The organism is Fructilactobacillus sanfranciscensis (assembly GCF_029023685.1).
Taxonomy (GTDB): domain Bacteria; phylum Bacillota; class Bacilli; order Lactobacillales; family Lactobacillaceae; genus Fructilactobacillus; species Fructilactobacillus sanfranciscensis.
Genome location: NZ_CP118925.1, coordinates 1,234,487 through 1,250,059 on the forward strand (window position 1 = coordinate 1,234,487; position 15,573 = coordinate 1,250,059).

The window sequence follows — 15,573 nt, forward strand, 5'->3', positions numbered from 1 at the left end:
TAAATAGTATTTTATCTATATTAAAAAGAGTGAATTCTCAAAAATTCACTCTTTTTTGTTATACAAATATAATTAATTTGTTTATTAAATTAAACGCTAGAAATTTAAAACTCTACCATAATAAGTTGGATAAGATTGACCGAAATCAGAAACATTTTCGACTACAATTCCATTACCTTGTGCATCTAACATCTTACCATTGCCTAAGTAAATACCAACTTGTGTCATACTCTTAGGGTCAAAATTAGATCCATCATTATATGTTCGTGAGAAGAACACTAAATCGCCACGACGAGCTTGGCTACCATCAATTGGCATAGTAGCGTAGTATTGTTGTTCAGAAAGTCTTGGCAATTGAACTCCCGCAACTCCATAAGCATATTGAACTAAACCAGAACAATCAAAACCAGTTTGTGGATTATTACCACCTTGAACATACCCTTGACCCAAAAATTTAGATGCAGTTTGAATGGCTAACGTAGCCTTAGCATCAGCTGTTAAGTCAGATGGATATTGAGCCCATGAAACTAAGCGTCCACTATCATCAAAGTAATAGTAATAGCCATTAATATTTTCAACTGTATTTGTAACTTTTAAGTAAGTACTAGGGTCAAAGTAATAAGTTGCACCATACCATTCAGTTAGACCACTGACAATACGCCCATCGTTTCCAAACATGTACCAATCGCCCCATTGGGATTGAACGTAACTATTATCTACTCGAAGATATGTCAACGGATCAAAATAATAGTAAGTACCAGCCCATGGTGTTACTTTTGTGACAATTTGTCCATTGTCGCCGAACATATACCAATCTCCCCATTGGGATTGAACGTAATTATTATCTACTCGAAGATATGTTAACGGATCAAAGTAATAGTATGTTCCGGACCATGGTGTTACTTTGGTAGCAATTTTACCATTGTTACCAAACATGTACCAATCTCCCCATTGGGATTGAACGTAATTATTATCTACTCGAAGATATGTTAACGGATCAAAGTAATAGTATGTTCCGGACCATGGTGTTACTTTGGTAGCAATTTTACCATCGTTACCAAACATGTACCAATCTCCCCACTGTGATTCAACATAATCGTCTTTCACAATATTGTGATTATTATCAAAGTCATAGTAAGTACCATCAATACTTTGAACACCAGTTACTAACTTACCATCCTTTGTATATTGGGTATGGTCAGCATTCCAACCATTTGGTTGAACGTTATTAGTTGGAACATCGCTACTTTGCTTATTACTATCCTCAGATTTAGCTGTTGAATTGTTAGCATTAGTACCGTTATCTTTATTTACATTATTTGAATTTGCATCTGAATTTGTTTTGTTTTTATCAGCATCTGCTGAATCTTGCTTATTGTTATCAGTTTTAGCTGGATTACTATTTGAATTATCAGTATTATTATCTACTTTACCTGTAGAAGAATCCGTAGATTGTCCTGTTGTTCCAGCATCACTATCTGTGGTACTTTTATCAGCATCGTGATTAACAGTACCATTTGATTTAGAATCATCACTTGAAGTAGCTGATGAATTATTACCATTATCAGTTTTTACTGATGAGTCAGCTTGCTTAGTATCATCGCCACTTGTAACAGGTGATTCATTATTTGTTGGATTAGCTACTACAGTTTGCTTAGCAATGTCAGAACTTGCCGTCGTATTATCGGCGTGAACAGCTAATCCACTCATTCCAGCCAAAACAAAGAAAACTGTTGCTGCAACGACCCATGTCTTGCCAGATTTATAAAGTTTAAATCTTTTTTTCACGACTTTATTAAATTTCATAATTACCTCCATAATTTGTATATTTGTTCAATTGTAACATTAAGCTTAGATTAAATTAATTAATATCATCACATCTAAACAAAATAAAAAGAGATTAATTCATTTAAGAATTAAATCTCCTTTTCACTATCATTAAATATTAAAGATTTAGGTAACGACCATATACAGCTGGATAATATGATGACAGTTGGCTAACTCGATGAACACCTATACCAACACCGGCAACTTGAGCATCAATCATTAATCCATTTCCAATATATAAACCAGTATGAATGACACTACCACCTTCACAGAAGTATACTAAATCACCCTTTTGTGCTTGTCCAGCTGAGATATGTCTTGAATTAGCATATTGATCAGAAGCAGTTCTTGCAATTGAAATACCAATTTGACTCATAATGTATTGAGTCAACCCAGAACAGTCAAATCCTGTGCTAGGATTATTTCCGCCCCAAACGTATCCCCAACCTAAGAATTGATCAGCAATATTTTCAAGTTGTTGTGCTTTTTGGGCATCAGAAACAGCATCTAATACACCGTCAGCATTGAAATGAGCATGACCAAGATGAGTATCGCGCCAATCATTGGTTACTTTAGTATATGTATTTTCATCAAAATAATATTTACTTCCATACCAATCAACTAATCCAGTAACGATTCTTCCATCATTACCAAACATATACCATAATCCCCATTGAGATTGAACGTAATTATTATCCACTCTCAAATGAGTTATAGGATCAAAGTAATAATATGTCCCTGACCATACATTAACACCACTAGCAACTTGACCATTATTACCAAACAAGTACCAATCACCCCAACGTGATTGAACATAATCATTATCAACTCGAAGATATGTTGAATGATCAAAGTAATAATATGTCCCTGACCATGCTGTCACATCCGTTGAAATTCTTCCATCGTCACCGAACATGTACCACAATCCCCATTGAGATTGAACATAGTTGTTCTTAATAATATTATGATTTTCATCAAAATCATAATAAGTTCCATCAATATTATGTACACCAGTTAATAATTGACCACCCTGTGTGTATTGGGTATGATCAGTATTCCAACCATCTGGTTGATTCCCCGCTGATAAAATTACAGTTTTATTATCGTTAGCTGTTGTATTCGCATCATTTGTAGAAACATTAGTTGCAGTGGTAGTAGCATCTTGGCCTTTACTACTGTCATCATTTGCTTTTACATCTGAATTACTAGCTGTTGCATCTTTACTATCAGGAGTAGTTACTGAATCATCTTTATTTTGATCATTGTTGTCTGAAGTTGCGGGGACATCTTTACTTTGATCATCCTTAACAGCTCCATTATCAGTATTAGCAGACTTAGCGGTATCAGTTGTAGTTACTGAATTATCAGATTTAGTAGCATTAGCATCAACAACACTTGTAGTTGTTGATTTTTCATCATTAGTAGTTTGGCTACCAGCTAAATTAGAATCATTAGAGTTGGATGTTTGAGCTTGTGTAGTTGTCACATTTGAAGTTGCAGTTGCTTGACCTGCATCAGCATGAACAGCTATACCGCCAAAGCCAGCAAAGGCCAAAAATGCAATTCCAGCAACTAACCAAGTCTTACCGGCTTTGTACATCTTAAATCTATTTTTTTCTAATGGCTTTTTTGAACTCATAAATCCTCCAATTAATTATGTATATTTATTTTTTAATGGTTTATATTTTATTTCTAATTTAGTGGTGCAACTTTATGTATTTAATTATATGCTATTTTTTTATATCGCTTATTACAGTTATATTAAAATTTAATATCAAAAAAGCCTTTGACATAATCGTCAAAGGCATGTAAATCATTTTTTAATTGTTTTTTTCATAATGCTGATAACTTAAAATTGCTACTCCTGCAAAAACAATTGGTCCAACTATCATCCACACAGTGCTCATAAATTGCCCTTGTAAGATTGGCGCAATCAAAGTAAAGATAATCGCTAATCCAACTGTCAATAAAACGACAATTGAAGCTAACTGAGCTGAACTATCCTTTTTAAAGAACGTAAATGGTCTTCCAACATCGGTTTTCTTTCTAAATTGCATGTATGCATACGCAATAAATAAATATGGTAATGACATTGCAACGTTAGTCATCGAAATTACAATTTGGAAAAATAATTTAGCATTTTTCCCACCAAATGAAACTAGCAACAGAAAAGCAATTACTAATAAAGCTTGTATTTTCATGGCATTCACTGGTAAATCATACTTTGTTTTCCGTATCAATTTAGGCCATAACTTTTCGGGAGTTCCTTCAACCAACTGTTTAATTGGTGAGAAGATAACTGTCGTAAATGCCCCCATTAATGCTAAAAACATTGAAAAACCGATATAACGAGCAGTCCATAGTCCCATCTCTGTTGCAACATGATGAGAAAAGTTAAGTGCTAATCCCAATTGATAACCAAAATTATTCATTGCAATAAAAGCTTCGTTTCCTAAATTAACATGTGATCCATTGGCCGCATTAAAAACTTCATTCCAATTGGTAAACATACCAGTCACAAAAATCCCTAAACAATAAACTAACGTAATCATAATGGCACTAATTGCCACACCTCGTGGGAAAGTTTTTTGTGGATTTTTAGTTTGATCAACTAACCCACTGATAATTTCAATTCCACCAAAAGCAAAGACTGCGAAAACAGAGAAACTCAAAGTTCCAATTACACTAGCGTATTGAGGATCTGGAGATTTAATTAGACTAGCAAAACTCAATGGTTGTAATGGGTGACCATTTAAAATTAAAATCACTGTTCCACCAACAATTAAAATAAAACTGGCTAATAACATGGCTGAACCACCAATTGAGGTAATTATCTTAAACTTACTTAATCCACGACTTGCGATAAAGGTAACCAAAATTACCAATAAAGAAGCCAAAACCCCTAAAGTTTGGACATCACTTAGCCCAAATAAATGCCAACTCTGGGTTTTATCAACCCCAAAAATGGCCGTTGAAATTGGAATCCATATAATTGAACTCGTATTTAACATCCATGAGATAAATGATGTATACCACATCACAATCCCAACGAAAGCAAACTTAGGATTAACGGCTTTTGCCATCCACGTGTAGATTCCACCTTTTGCATTCGGAAATGCCGATCCCATTTCAGCCACCATAAAGGCAAATGGTAAAAAGAAACAGAATGCCGCAATTACATACCAAATAATGGCTGCATACCCCATTAAATAAAAAGCACGCGGGATATTAACAAAGTTAAAGATGGAAGTGAAAACCATCAATACTAAAGACAGTAGCGTTAATTGACGTTTTTTCATAAAATTTAATTTTTCCTTTCAAAGTTGAACAGTAATTATACTTTTTTAATTAATTCTTTCAACTCTGTTTTGGGATTTTTTTCTACACTACGTAAATATTCATCCATTTCAGCATCCGTTCTAAAGCCATCTGAATCACCACGTTCGATGACTCGATGCATTGGAACAGCTAACCAAATTGGACAAGCTTTCATAGCACTAACCACCTGTTCAGATGATTGGTGTAGTTGTTGAGCCAAATCTGTCAAACTCAGAGTTTTTCCATATGGAATTTTAGTGATGCTTTGCCAGACTTCCTCTTGTTGGGGCGTTCCATCAACAAAATAATCAAGATTGAACACGAATTGAGTAAGTTTACCCTTTAGGTACTTTTTCAATTCTTTTCGATAGTGATCAGTTTCTCGATGAGCATGTACATATTCAAATTGAGTTAAGGGATAAAAATCTAGGATTTGTGATACGCCCATTTCTGGAGAACTAACGAAATTCAATCCTTTTTTAGTGACAGTATAAAAAACTTTGCGACCGTCAACGTTGATTGCATCCCAATAAATTCTTTGCATTTGTACAATTCCCCTTTCGACTTACAGATAAATTCTATTTTAGCATATTTTTAAAACTTAAATTAAAAAGAATTGCCAGACAAACTGACAATCCTTTCATCTAATTATTAAATATTAATTTTAAACCTCGATAAATAAGATAAAGAATACAGATCGACCAACTCATGAGTGAAACAATCAAAGCCAATTTTACATAAAATGGGGCTTCATATTTTACATTCAATTTATTAGACCCAGCTCTAGATGGAACCATGATTCCACCGATTTTAGAAAGATGATAATGATTAAGATCATCGTTTTTTTCCACCAATCTATGTGCATATTTCAACTGATGACCATTTAAATTAATCTGAGTATCATGATAAGCAACTACTGGAATCATCGTCATTGTTCTCTGCTTACTTTCCCAGCTAACTTCCATACTCCCGTTAGGTTGAACTTGTTTTTTAAATTCATCCTCGTTATAAGTAATTTGTTTTTGGTAATCACTTTGTAAATCATGTGGCTGGCGTAGTTTTGTATGATTAGGCAAATAATCAGTATTAGCTCGAATTGAGTCTCGCAACGGTGCATCCAATTTTGCTCCTTGGAAATCTTTGCGAATTCCTTCGTTGCTAACTTGTTTAGGATAATAGCCATATGGTCTTAAATGCTGGGCGTAAACGCCTGATTGAGGTGCAATATTATCCAAGTTCCAATTATTACTCAACTGTTTTTGAATATTCATCATGCCAATAAAAACTGAAACGAAGGTTAATAAACTTACAAACACAAAATAAGCTGTTTTTACTGATTTGAATTGCACTTGTTGCACAAATTGATTAATTGATAATAAAAATCCAGTTAACAAGAGAATGGCAGCAACTGCATAAAAACGGGAAGGAAATTGTAAGAAATCTCGAAAACACGGGAACACTTTTCCCCAATAATCCCAGGGGAAATATTCTGAAGAAATGGCAAAGAAGGCTAATCCGACAGTTGTAATCATCATATTTAAATTACTGCGCTTTAAATTAAATAAAATAAAAATTACTTGTGCAATGATAATGATGATAAAAACGATTCCAACTCCATTTTGCAATAAAGTATTATTAATTAATTGCATTCCACCCGTTTGCAATGATTGAACTCTAAAAGGTGCAATTAAATTATTTTGTCCAAACACATTGAAGAAGGCTGCAAAATAGTTTGCACACAAGAAACATGTTAAACCAATATTTTCCCCGATTTTAATTAAGTATTTATTCTTTTCGTTTGAGCGAACCACACCCACTAAGAAAAATGGAATTAACATTAAAACTGTAATCACAGCACTCAGAATATGCATTTCAATTAAAATGGCAACTACTAGGGCTAAAGACACATGAATTCGTTTGGCTGAACCCGTCAATAAATCAAGTCCTAACATGACTGCGAATGGCAGCATCATTGACCCCCAATCCAAAAAGGCGGAGCTAGTCATCCAGTACGTAATGAAATTCTGGGAAAGAAAAATAATTGCTCCAAAAGTTGCTAACCAATAGTTAATTTTTAAACGTCTAAATAATGCATATGCACCGATTCCGGCAACAAACAATAAAATAAAGCCAGAAATGATTTGAAACCATACCCAACTATGAGTTAAAAACAAGAGCAAGCCTAACCCATAGACCATGTATGGGCCATAAACGGCATTTACAATCTGGCCTGATTGACAATAACCAAAATTAGACATGAAATAACTAAAACGTCCCAGCTTAAACTGCATGGCCGTATCATAAATTCGATTGAAATGGAAAAAGGTATCATATCCCACAATGACATTTCCTGAAAGGGTCTGAACTGAAAGTAAACTAAAAACAGCAATTAAAATAACTCCAATTGCCCACCAGTTTTTTTGATTTTGTAATGCTTTTTTCACTTTTCAGCCCCATTTTCTTCCAAATCTGCAACATTAATATTCTACACTAAAAAAATACCCAACTCCATTAAATTTGGAATTAGGTATTCTATCTATTGATTTTTTAGTAATTTGCGTCGCTTAAAAACATAATAACAAACAACAATTCCATACGGAACGTATACCAGTAAGGCTACTACCGCTAAAATAATTACCAATGGAGTTGTCTTTTTCTGAATGAAATAGGCTGCAATTAAAGCCACAAATAATGGCGTAATCACAAAATTAGCAAACTTACGTAATTTTATTAATTTTTGATCAATTTCTTCGACCGTCATTTTATCACTCCTGTTTTATTGAAACAATTTAAATCGTGTTTCGTCATCAATAAAATCTTTATCTTTGGCATTACCTTCAATTGAACCAAAATTCATTTCAGCACGTAATTGCCAACTACTTGGAAGTTTAAATTCGGCTTTAACAGCTGTACTAATCAACGGATTATAGTGTTGGATATTAACTCCCAATCCATTTTCTTCTAGGCCAGTCCAGACAGCAAATTGAGCATTTCCTTGTGCCTGCTCTGACCAGTTATACTCGTCATATTGATAAGTTGCAATTTTAGGATTATCTGCATAAGCTTTCACGACATCCATATCAGTAAAGAATAAAATCGAGCCAAAGGACTGCTTAAAGGTTTCCATTTTGGCTTTCGTCCGCAAAAAAGCATCTGGTTCAAGCTTTTCTTTTAAGATTTCACCCGTCAAATCCCAAAGTTGATCATGTTGTTCATTAAATAAAACCACTGCCCGAACCGGTTGGCTGTTAAAAGCTGACGGTGTATAACGAACAACTTCTTTAATGTATTCATATAAATCCGCCTGTGAGATTTTAACATCTTTACCCAATTCATAAATGGTGCGACGTTTTTTCATTAAATCTAATAATTGTGTATTCATTTTAACCTCTTATTTAACTTGATTTTTGGTAGCACCAGTCGTAATGGCATCATGGAAATTGTCAAAACTAATTCTAATCATGTCTTCCGTGGCTGGTTCAGTAAAATAACCCATGTGAGGAGTAACCAAGACGTTAGGATAGTGTTTCATTAAATCAAGTAAATCTTGGTCGCCTAAATCATCAAGACTATCGAATTGTTTTCCACTAATATTCCTACCATGAGCAATCACATCAGTCGCATATCCACCAAGACTGCCGTCATCTAAGGCAGCGGTCACTGCAGCAGTATCAACCAAAGGACCACGAGCAGTGTTTACCAAAATTGCGCCCGGCTTCATTCGACCAATCTCAGTCGCTCCAATCATCATGTCATTTACTCCAGGGAAGTAAGGGACATGAATCGAAACAATATCTGATTGCTTTAGTAAAGTGGTTCCGTCACAAGTTGTAAATCAAAATCGTATTGGTTTAATTTTTGATATAAAGGCTTTTCAAAGTCTTTCACACTATACGCTGTAATTTTAGTCATTAGTTTGCCTCTTATCGTTCAACTGGATAAATTGGTTTACCCGTTTTAATGGTACTCTTGAAGTTTTCAAAACTCGTACTAATCATATCAGTAACAGCTGGAACTGTGAAAAAGCCCATATGAGGAGTCACAATTACATTAGGATAGTTTTTCATTAAATCTTTATCAATTTGGTTAGGAACATCATCCAAAGTATCAAATTGTTTGTCCATCACATGTTGTTCGTCGAGAAGGACATCCGTGCCATACCCACCGATTTTAAAATCTCGAACCGCTTGAGCAACTGCTTCATTATCAACCACTGGTCCCCGTGCTGTATTAACTAAAATTGCTGATGATTTCATTTTAGCTAATTCTGGAGCACCAACTAAATTATCAGTTTTCCCAGGAATGTAAGGAACATGAATGGAAACGATATCTGATTTCTTTAGTAACGTATCCATATCAACAAATTCAACCGCATCATTAGATGAATCGGGATGACGTTGGAAAGCTAATGTTTTAGCTCCAAGGGCTTTGTATAATTTAGCCTCGGCAGTTCCAATGTTACCGGCACCAATAATTCCCACTGTAGCATCGTGAATTTCGTTGGCAAAATATTCTGGTAAAATTCGAAAATCACCCATATGCGTATTGTAAGTTGCTGGAGCTACGTGACGGAATAAAGTCATTCCTAAAATAAACGCTAATTCAGCAACTGAACGTGGTGAATAGTTAGGAACGTTTGCTACTTTAATGCCTAATTCATTGGCAGCCGCAAAATCATAACGATCAACTCCCACGGAACGGGTATAAACTAATTTAATGCCATAACTGGCGATTTTTTCTAAAACATCTTTTCCAGTATCATCGCCACCACTCACTAAGACGGCATCTGATCCTTCTGCTTTAGCAACATTCTTAATCGATAGATGTTCGGATACTAGGTTTAATTCAAAATTATCTTTATTTAATTTTTCAAAAAGTGGGATTTCCACTTCACGTACACTGTAAACTGTTATTTTAAACATTTTGAAATCCCCTATTTTCATAATTTACTTCAATTATAGGTTAGATTTATAAAGATTAGCAAGAATTAGAGGTTAATTAGATTTAGGACTTTCTTTTAGAAAAAACAAGATAGATAATCATCCCGATTAGAGTAAATAAGCTAATGCATCCCGAAATTATTTGCAGTTTTGTTTTTTGATATTCTACGCTAATTTTTGCTGATTTAGAATTGACTGGTACTACCATTAATTGATGCTGATTTTGTTTAATTTTAACTTCTCTATTATTAACGTATACGTGCATCCCTGGATAATAAACATTTGGAAGCACTAAGTTATTAATGTTATTTTTGCTTTTTATCTCATAATTAACCGTATTATAACTAGTTGATCGTTGATCTTGAACAATAGCCAGATTTTTATTAGCTTGGATAACAGAATGTGATTCAAGTATTGGTTTAACTACATAAGCTTTTTTAGGAATATAGTCTAAAGTCTCACAACTCATTGAAGCTTTATTGTAATTTTGCGATGAAATCTTTATCATATTTTGCGAGTTAACATCAATAGAACTAAAATTCAATGCCAATGAGGAAGAAATTCCCACAATTGTCAAAATTGGAGCTAGATATTTTAACGTTTTACTAGAAAAGACCGTTGCCGCAATCAATGCAATTAAAAATACCACGATATAGGCAAATCTTCCAGTAAACTGAATAAATCTTAGTTCATTTTGAAACATTTGCCATGGAAATTGATTAGACCATAACAATATGAAAAAAATAACTTCAATAGTAAGGTAGCGGAAAACCAGATTCATCTTTTTAAATGACATGATTATACAAACTAAAGCAAAAGTTCCTACGATTCCAATTGAATAAAAATTACCTTTATCTGTATTTAACAAGATTGACGAAAGCATTGGCGCTGTATCATAAAGTTTGGGACTAGCTACATTTATATCAGTTGCTTTCAATGCATTTAACATTGGAAAAATAAAAAAACCAGATAACAATAGACACGTTAATCCAGATAAGCACAAATAAGCAAATCTAGTCAAAATCTCTTTGAATTTGAATTTAGTCATTGATAGTCCAAACGTTATGATTACCATCAATAGAATTGGAATTGAATCAGGCAGGTCGGTTAAAATTACCAACGTCATCCCAAAAGTTAAAATCCACCATCGCTGTTTATTTTTAAGAGCAATTTGATATATTCCATAGAAAACCATTGGAATAAAAATTAGATCAACAAATCCACTAATCGTGTGATAGTAAAAATAAAGTCCGAGAGTAAATTGAGATAAGCCGTATAAAACACTGGCAATGTATGCTCTCAATTTGTTTTTAATCATTAAATTAGTAAAAACATACATCGAGGTAAGCACTAAAAAATTACATAAAATCGTAAAAATTATATATGCATTCCATCCGTTTACAACGATTAATCTAATGAAAACTTCTGGTAAGATGGTATAAATTGGATAAAACAAATTCTGGGGATAAGCAAAGCCAAAAAATGATTTTGTCATCGTATCCGGAACTGCATTTAAAATTGAACCATCCTTAATACTTAAATAGCTTTCCGTAAGTCTAGACATATGAAATAATCCATCCCATTGAAGGGAAAAGGGACCGTTTCCAAAGTACACTAATACCTCTAATATACTTATCAATAGGAAAATCACTAAAATAGATAATGTTGTATGTTTTTTTATAAAATTCATTTTCATCTCCAACTGTATAGTTTTTTATTAATTATACAGTTTTAATGTAAACTTAGAAACCTTGTTCAATTAAAACCATTCCATTAAATTCATGGACTAATTTAAGCTATTAATGAGATAATGAAGTATATAAATTTATGAGGACGTGTCTTAACATGAAAAAAAGATTAACCTATATTGATGTCATTAACATCGTAGCAATTTACGCAGTTTTAATGCTGCATTCTTCTCAGTATTGGACCCCCAAAACGGGCACCATCTCAAATGGAATAATTCAATCGATTTTTATTCCCGCAGTTTACTTATTCTTTATGAACTCTGGTGCAATGCTGATTAACTACCTGGATAAATATGATACAAAGACCTTTTTTTTCAAACGTTTTAAAAGAGTTGTAATTCCCTTGATTGTCTGGAGTATCATTTGGTACTTAATCGATACAAGGGGCTACATTTTTCCTGCCGGTCCAGTTGCTCATACTCATCCCAGTATTTATGATTTTATCATTAGTTTTGCAAAAAATAACATTTTCAATATCTTTTGGTTTTTTTATGCAATTATTCTGCTCTATGTAACCACTCCGATTCTAGCTTATATTGCAAAAAAAAACGTAAACATTCTGTTTTATATCGTTTGTCTGAGCTTTGTTAGTAACTTCTTAATTACGTACGTACTCAGTCTAATGAATCAAGCACAAGTATTTTCCAATGCAGCGATTCAAACTAATCCTTGCACTTCAACTTTTATTGGATTTTATATAATGGGGTATCTAATCAAATCTAACTACTTTAATTCTAAGCAATTAAATATTTTTAAAACACTGGGACTTATCAGTATTTGCATCTTAATCATTTCTGATATTTTGAACTTCAGTAAAAACATCGGAAATACGCCTTATCTCTTTTTCTACAGTATTGGAGTTTTCATTTGCTTAAAACAATTAGTTGAAAAAACAAACTGGTTTACAAAACATAATGTGATTATTGCTAAGCTCTCTTCAACAAGTTTAGCAATCTACATCGTGCATCCTTTGTTTTTTAAAATTATTACGGAGGCCTTCCACATTAGTGATCCAAGTATCGTACATACCTGGCTAGTTCCTTTAATAACTTACGTTGTATGTGCTCTCCTATTCATCATCATCAAAAAATTCAAGTTAATTAATACGATTCTTCCATAGGTAAGGTTACAGATTAAGGTTTAAATTTAAATATTAAAAAAGGGGCTCTATACTTTTTGGTACTGATGACATTCACTTAGTGAATGTTGTTAGTACTTTTTTAGTACAATTAATTAATAAAAAAAGAGTGTATCAGGTGGCACCCCAGTACACTCATACCCCAAAACGGAGTTAATCGTTATGAATAATGATATAACAATGCAGATGATTGGGATTAATGACCCCAACATCACTTATGATGATAACACGAATCAATATGATAAAGTCAAATCAAATGGAACTGCAACAGTTGTTTGGAATTTAAAATTAACGTATCCAAGGAATTGTGAAAATTGCAATATTTTAATGAATAACAATGGTTTTAAAAAAGTTAGCTATAAAGGACCTACCACTGCGGCTGGATTAACAACTATAAGGATTAAAAAACAAAAATATATTTGTAACAAATGTAAAAATACATCCATTGCAATTTTAAATGATATAAATAAGTTTGATCATATTTTAAGGGTAGTTAAAATTCAAGCAGTCTTAGATTACAGTACTTCTTCCGGTTTAAAAGACATCTCCAAGCGTTACGAAATATCATCTAACACTGTAATGCGTCAAGCCAAAGGCCTGGCTGCTTATCATAAAATTGGTTACCATTACATTCCTAAAAATATTGCTTTCGATGATTTTAAATCTGGAAAAATGGCTCCTAGCGGTATGAGTATGGCTTTGATGAATTCTGATAATCGCCGACTAATTAATATTATCGAAAGTAGACAGGGTAATTATCTAGAATCTTACTTCCTACGCTACTCTCTTTCAGCTCGTCTCTCTGTTAAGACTGTGACAGTAGATTTATTTTCACCATATCGTGGATTAATTAATCGTGTATTTCCTAATTCCAAAATTATAGCTGATCGTTTTCATATTATTAATAGACTTTATGTAGCTTTAAATCAAGAAAGAATTAAGTTAATGAATTATTTTGGAAGTGGTATCCCAGAATATCGTCAGTTGAAAAATCTTTATAAATTATTGTTCAAAAAAGAGAATCAGTTAGATTATAAAATATACAAACCAAGAAGAAATTTTAAATATACATCTTTAATGATAAAGAAGTAGTAAGGAAATTATTAACATTATCTTCATCACTTCGTGATGCATATGAATATTACCAAGACCTAACTTACATTGTTACTGTATCACATGATGAAAAGTCCTTAGAAAGCATTCTTAATCCTACTAAATCAGATAAGCAATACACAAAATTGCCTGAATCAATGAAAAAAGCAAGGAAAACCTTGAAAAAACATAAAGAAGAAATTACCAATAGTTTTAAATATAACTTCAGTAATGGACCATTAGAAGGTATTAATAACAAAATTAAAGTAATCATCCGTACGGCGTACGGTTATCGTAATTTTTACAACTTCAGATTAAGAATATTATCTTCATTTTCAAATACTTATTTTTCAATGACATATAACAAAAAAGCGACTGAATTAATTAAAAATTCAGTCGCCTAATGTAAGACTCATTTATTAAATTATTTACTCATCAGTACCATTTGACAAAGACCCAGAATTCATTCTCTTAAGAAAATAGCTATTTATTCATCAGTACCATTTTACAAAGATAACCTAATTTGAAGGAGTAACCGTAGAAGGTGCATTCCCTTGTGAGTCAGCTGGTGGAGTAGATGGAGCCTGACCACCGTTACCTTGTGAGGTAGAACCGCCATTGTCTGGTTTATTGTTTGAAGCAGGATTATGATTTTCTGGAGCTGGTGCTGCAGGTTGATAGCTTCTAGCTGGTGCATTAGTACTTGAAGAATTAGTAGTTGATGTCTGAGAGTTAGACACTTGTTTACTAGTACTGTCAGAACTACTATCATTAGAATTATTTGAACTATTATTAACTGTTGGAACTATAGATTTATTAACTTCATGAATTGCAGCGGTTGTTTCTTTAGATGCTTTAGTGATTTTTTTAGTTTTCTTTGTTTTCTTTTTCTTATTATCAGTAGATGAAATCTTCTTAGCTTTGAATTTACTTAAAACAACGCGATCATCATTTGCAGCTTTAAGTTTCTTTGCCTCTTTAACAATATCAGCATAGAAGGCATTGCTTGATAAATCATCATCAAAAATATCATCTAATGTATTATTTGAAGCTGTAAATTCTTTTGCTTTATTTTGCTCTAAAGCTTGATTATAAATCTTTTTCAAACGATTAACATTTTTGGAAGCTTGCTTAAGCACTTTTAATTCTACTTTTGCTCTGCTTTCAAGTACTGATGAACCTTGGTCATAATTTAATACATCGTTAAAATCAGATGCAGCTTCATTAAAATCATGATCTTTAAATTTGTTCTCACCAGCAACAAACTTGCTGGTTTGACTCAACAAATTGTTGACTTCCATTGAATCAGGCTTGATTTTAGCTGCTCTTTGAAAATTAGTTTGTGCTGCATTATATTGACTTTTACGGATTTCAGTACGTCCATTTTTCATGCTACTATTATAAGTTGATGCATTAATTTCGTGATTTATGAAAAAAACACCAATTATTCCTACAATAAAAATTGTACCAATCGTATACAACATCCATTTTTTCATATATTAAATCCTCA

At 33.0% G+C, this 15,573-nt stretch carries 14 protein-coding genes; 3 read left to right on the forward strand and 11 right to left on the reverse strand.

Features of this window, described 5'->3' with window-relative positions; translation table 11 throughout:
* Positions 1 to 96: 96 nt before the first annotated feature.
* From PY770_RS06475 to PY770_RS06520, 10 genes are all read right to left on the reverse strand, one after another.
* A complete protein-coding gene (locus tag PY770_RS06475; protein ID WP_275045890.1) occupies positions 97 to 1,806 on the reverse strand; it encodes an NlpC/P60 family protein in 1,710 nt (569 codons plus the stop codon).
* Positions 1,807 to 1,945: 139 nt separating this feature from the next.
* Entirely contained in the window at positions 1,946 to 3,466 is a 1,521-nt protein-coding gene (locus PY770_RS06480; RefSeq protein ID WP_103450868.1) for an NlpC/P60 family protein, read from the reverse strand.
* 181 nt (positions 3,467 to 3,647) lie between these two features.
* Positions 3,648 to 5,126, reverse strand: coding sequence for a glutamate/gamma-aminobutyrate family transporter YjeM (yjeM, locus tag PY770_RS06485; RefSeq protein WP_103428978.1), 1,479 nt, complete (start codon positions 5,124 to 5,126; stop codon positions 3,648 to 3,650).
* A 35-nt stretch (positions 5,127 to 5,161) separates the two neighbouring features.
* Positions 5,162 to 5,689, reverse strand: coding sequence for a methylated-DNA--[protein]-cysteine S-methyltransferase (locus tag PY770_RS06490; RefSeq protein WP_103428979.1), 528 nt, complete (start codon positions 5,687 to 5,689; stop codon positions 5,162 to 5,164).
* Between the two features lie 100 nt (positions 5,690 to 5,789).
* A complete protein-coding gene (locus PY770_RS06495; RefSeq protein ID WP_103428980.1) occupies positions 5,790 to 7,589 on the reverse strand; it encodes an MFS transporter in 1,800 nt (599 codons plus the stop codon).
* A gap of 92 nt (positions 7,590 to 7,681) precedes the next feature.
* A complete protein-coding gene (locus tag PY770_RS06500) occupies positions 7,682 to 7,906 on the reverse strand; it encodes a hypothetical protein (protein WP_014082470.1) in 225 nt (74 codons plus the stop codon).
* A 15-nt stretch (positions 7,907 to 7,921) separates the two neighbouring features.
* Positions 7,922 to 8,527: a nitroreductase family protein gene (locus tag PY770_RS06505; protein WP_103450864.1), complete on the reverse strand. Its 606-nt coding sequence runs from the start codon at positions 8,525 to 8,527 to the stop codon at positions 7,922 to 7,924.
* A gap of 9 nt (positions 8,528 to 8,536) precedes the next feature.
* On the reverse strand, positions 8,537 to 8,938 hold the full coding sequence (locus tag PY770_RS06510; protein ID WP_014082472.1) for an NAD(P)-dependent oxidoreductase: 402 nt from the start codon (positions 8,936 to 8,938) through the stop codon (positions 8,537 to 8,539).
* A gap of 130 nt (positions 8,939 to 9,068) precedes the next feature.
* A complete protein-coding gene (locus PY770_RS06515; RefSeq protein ID WP_225362114.1) occupies positions 9,069 to 10,067 on the reverse strand; it encodes an NAD(P)-dependent oxidoreductase in 999 nt (332 codons plus the stop codon).
* 82 nt (positions 10,068 to 10,149) lie between these two features.
* On the reverse strand, positions 10,150 to 11,649 hold the full coding sequence (locus PY770_RS06520) for a YfhO family protein (protein WP_275045891.1): 1,500 nt from the start codon (positions 11,647 to 11,649) through the stop codon (positions 10,150 to 10,152).
* Positions 11,650 to 11,930: 281 nt separating this feature from the next.
* Here PY770_RS06520 and PY770_RS06525 point away from each other — a divergent pair, with 281 nt between their 5' ends.
* From PY770_RS06525 to PY770_RS06535, 3 genes are all read left to right on the forward strand, one after another.
* On the forward strand, positions 11,931 to 12,953 hold the full coding sequence (locus PY770_RS06525; RefSeq protein WP_275045892.1) for an acyltransferase: 1,023 nt from the start codon (positions 11,931 to 11,933) through the stop codon (positions 12,951 to 12,953).
* A 180-nt stretch (positions 12,954 to 13,133) separates the two neighbouring features.
* Positions 13,134 to 14,063, forward strand: coding sequence for a transposase (locus PY770_RS06530; protein WP_275045893.1), 930 nt, complete (start codon positions 13,134 to 13,136; stop codon positions 14,061 to 14,063).
* The gene (locus PY770_RS06535) at positions 14,042 to 14,467 is read left to right on the forward strand and encodes a transposase (RefSeq protein WP_263850697.1); all 426 of its coding nucleotides are present in this window, start codon (positions 14,042 to 14,044) and stop codon (positions 14,465 to 14,467) included. Before PY770_RS06530 ends, PY770_RS06535 begins: the two co-directional genes overlap by 22 nt.
* 114 nt (positions 14,468 to 14,581) lie before the next feature.
* Here PY770_RS06535 and PY770_RS06540 read toward each other — a convergent pair whose 3' ends face one another.
* Complete coding sequence (locus tag PY770_RS06540) at positions 14,582 to 15,559, reverse strand: tetratricopeptide repeat protein (RefSeq protein WP_275045894.1); 978 nt, start codon at positions 15,557 to 15,559, stop codon at positions 14,582 to 14,584.
* Between the last annotated feature and the right edge of the window lie 14 nt (positions 15,560 to 15,573).

Bases quoted from the DNA above. Each gene is read 5' to 3' on its own strand.
- PY770_RS06475 (WP_275045890.1), bottom strand. From the start codon at position 1,806: ATGAAATTTAATAAAGTCGTGAAAAAAAGATTTAAACTTTATAAATCT.
- PY770_RS06480 (WP_103450868.1), bottom strand. From the start codon at position 3,466: ATGAGTTCAAAAAAGCCATTAGAAAAAAATAGATTTAAGATGTACAAA.
- yjeM (WP_103428978.1), bottom strand. From the start codon at position 5,126: ATGAAAAAACGTCAATTAACGCTACTGTCTTTAGTATTGATGGTTTTC.
- PY770_RS06490 (WP_103428979.1), bottom strand. From the start codon at position 5,689: ATGCAAAGAATTTATTGGGATGCAATCAACGTTGACGGTCGCAAAGTT.
- PY770_RS06500 (WP_014082470.1), bottom strand. From the start codon at position 7,906: ATGACGGTCGAAGAAATTGATCAAAAATTAATAAAATTACGTAAGTTT.
- PY770_RS06505 (WP_103450864.1), bottom strand. From the start codon at position 8,527: ATGAATACACAATTATTAGATTTAATGAAAAAACGTCGCACCATTTAT.
- PY770_RS06515 (WP_225362114.1), bottom strand. From the start codon at position 10,067: ATGTTTAAAATAACAGTTTACAGTGTACGTGAAGTGGAAATCCCACTT.
- PY770_RS06520 (WP_275045891.1), bottom strand. From the start codon at position 11,649: ATGTCTAGACTTACGGAAAGCTATTTAAGTATTAAGGATGGTTCAATT.
- PY770_RS06525 (WP_275045892.1), top strand. From the start codon at position 11,931: ATGAAAAAAAGATTAACCTATATTGATGTCATTAACATCGTAGCAATT.
- PY770_RS06530 (WP_275045893.1), top strand. From the start codon at position 13,134: ATGAATAATGATATAACAATGCAGATGATTGGGATTAATGACCCCAAC.
- PY770_RS06540 (WP_275045894.1), bottom strand. From the start codon at position 15,559: ATGAAAAAATGGATGTTGTATACGATTGGTACAATTTTTATTGTAGGA.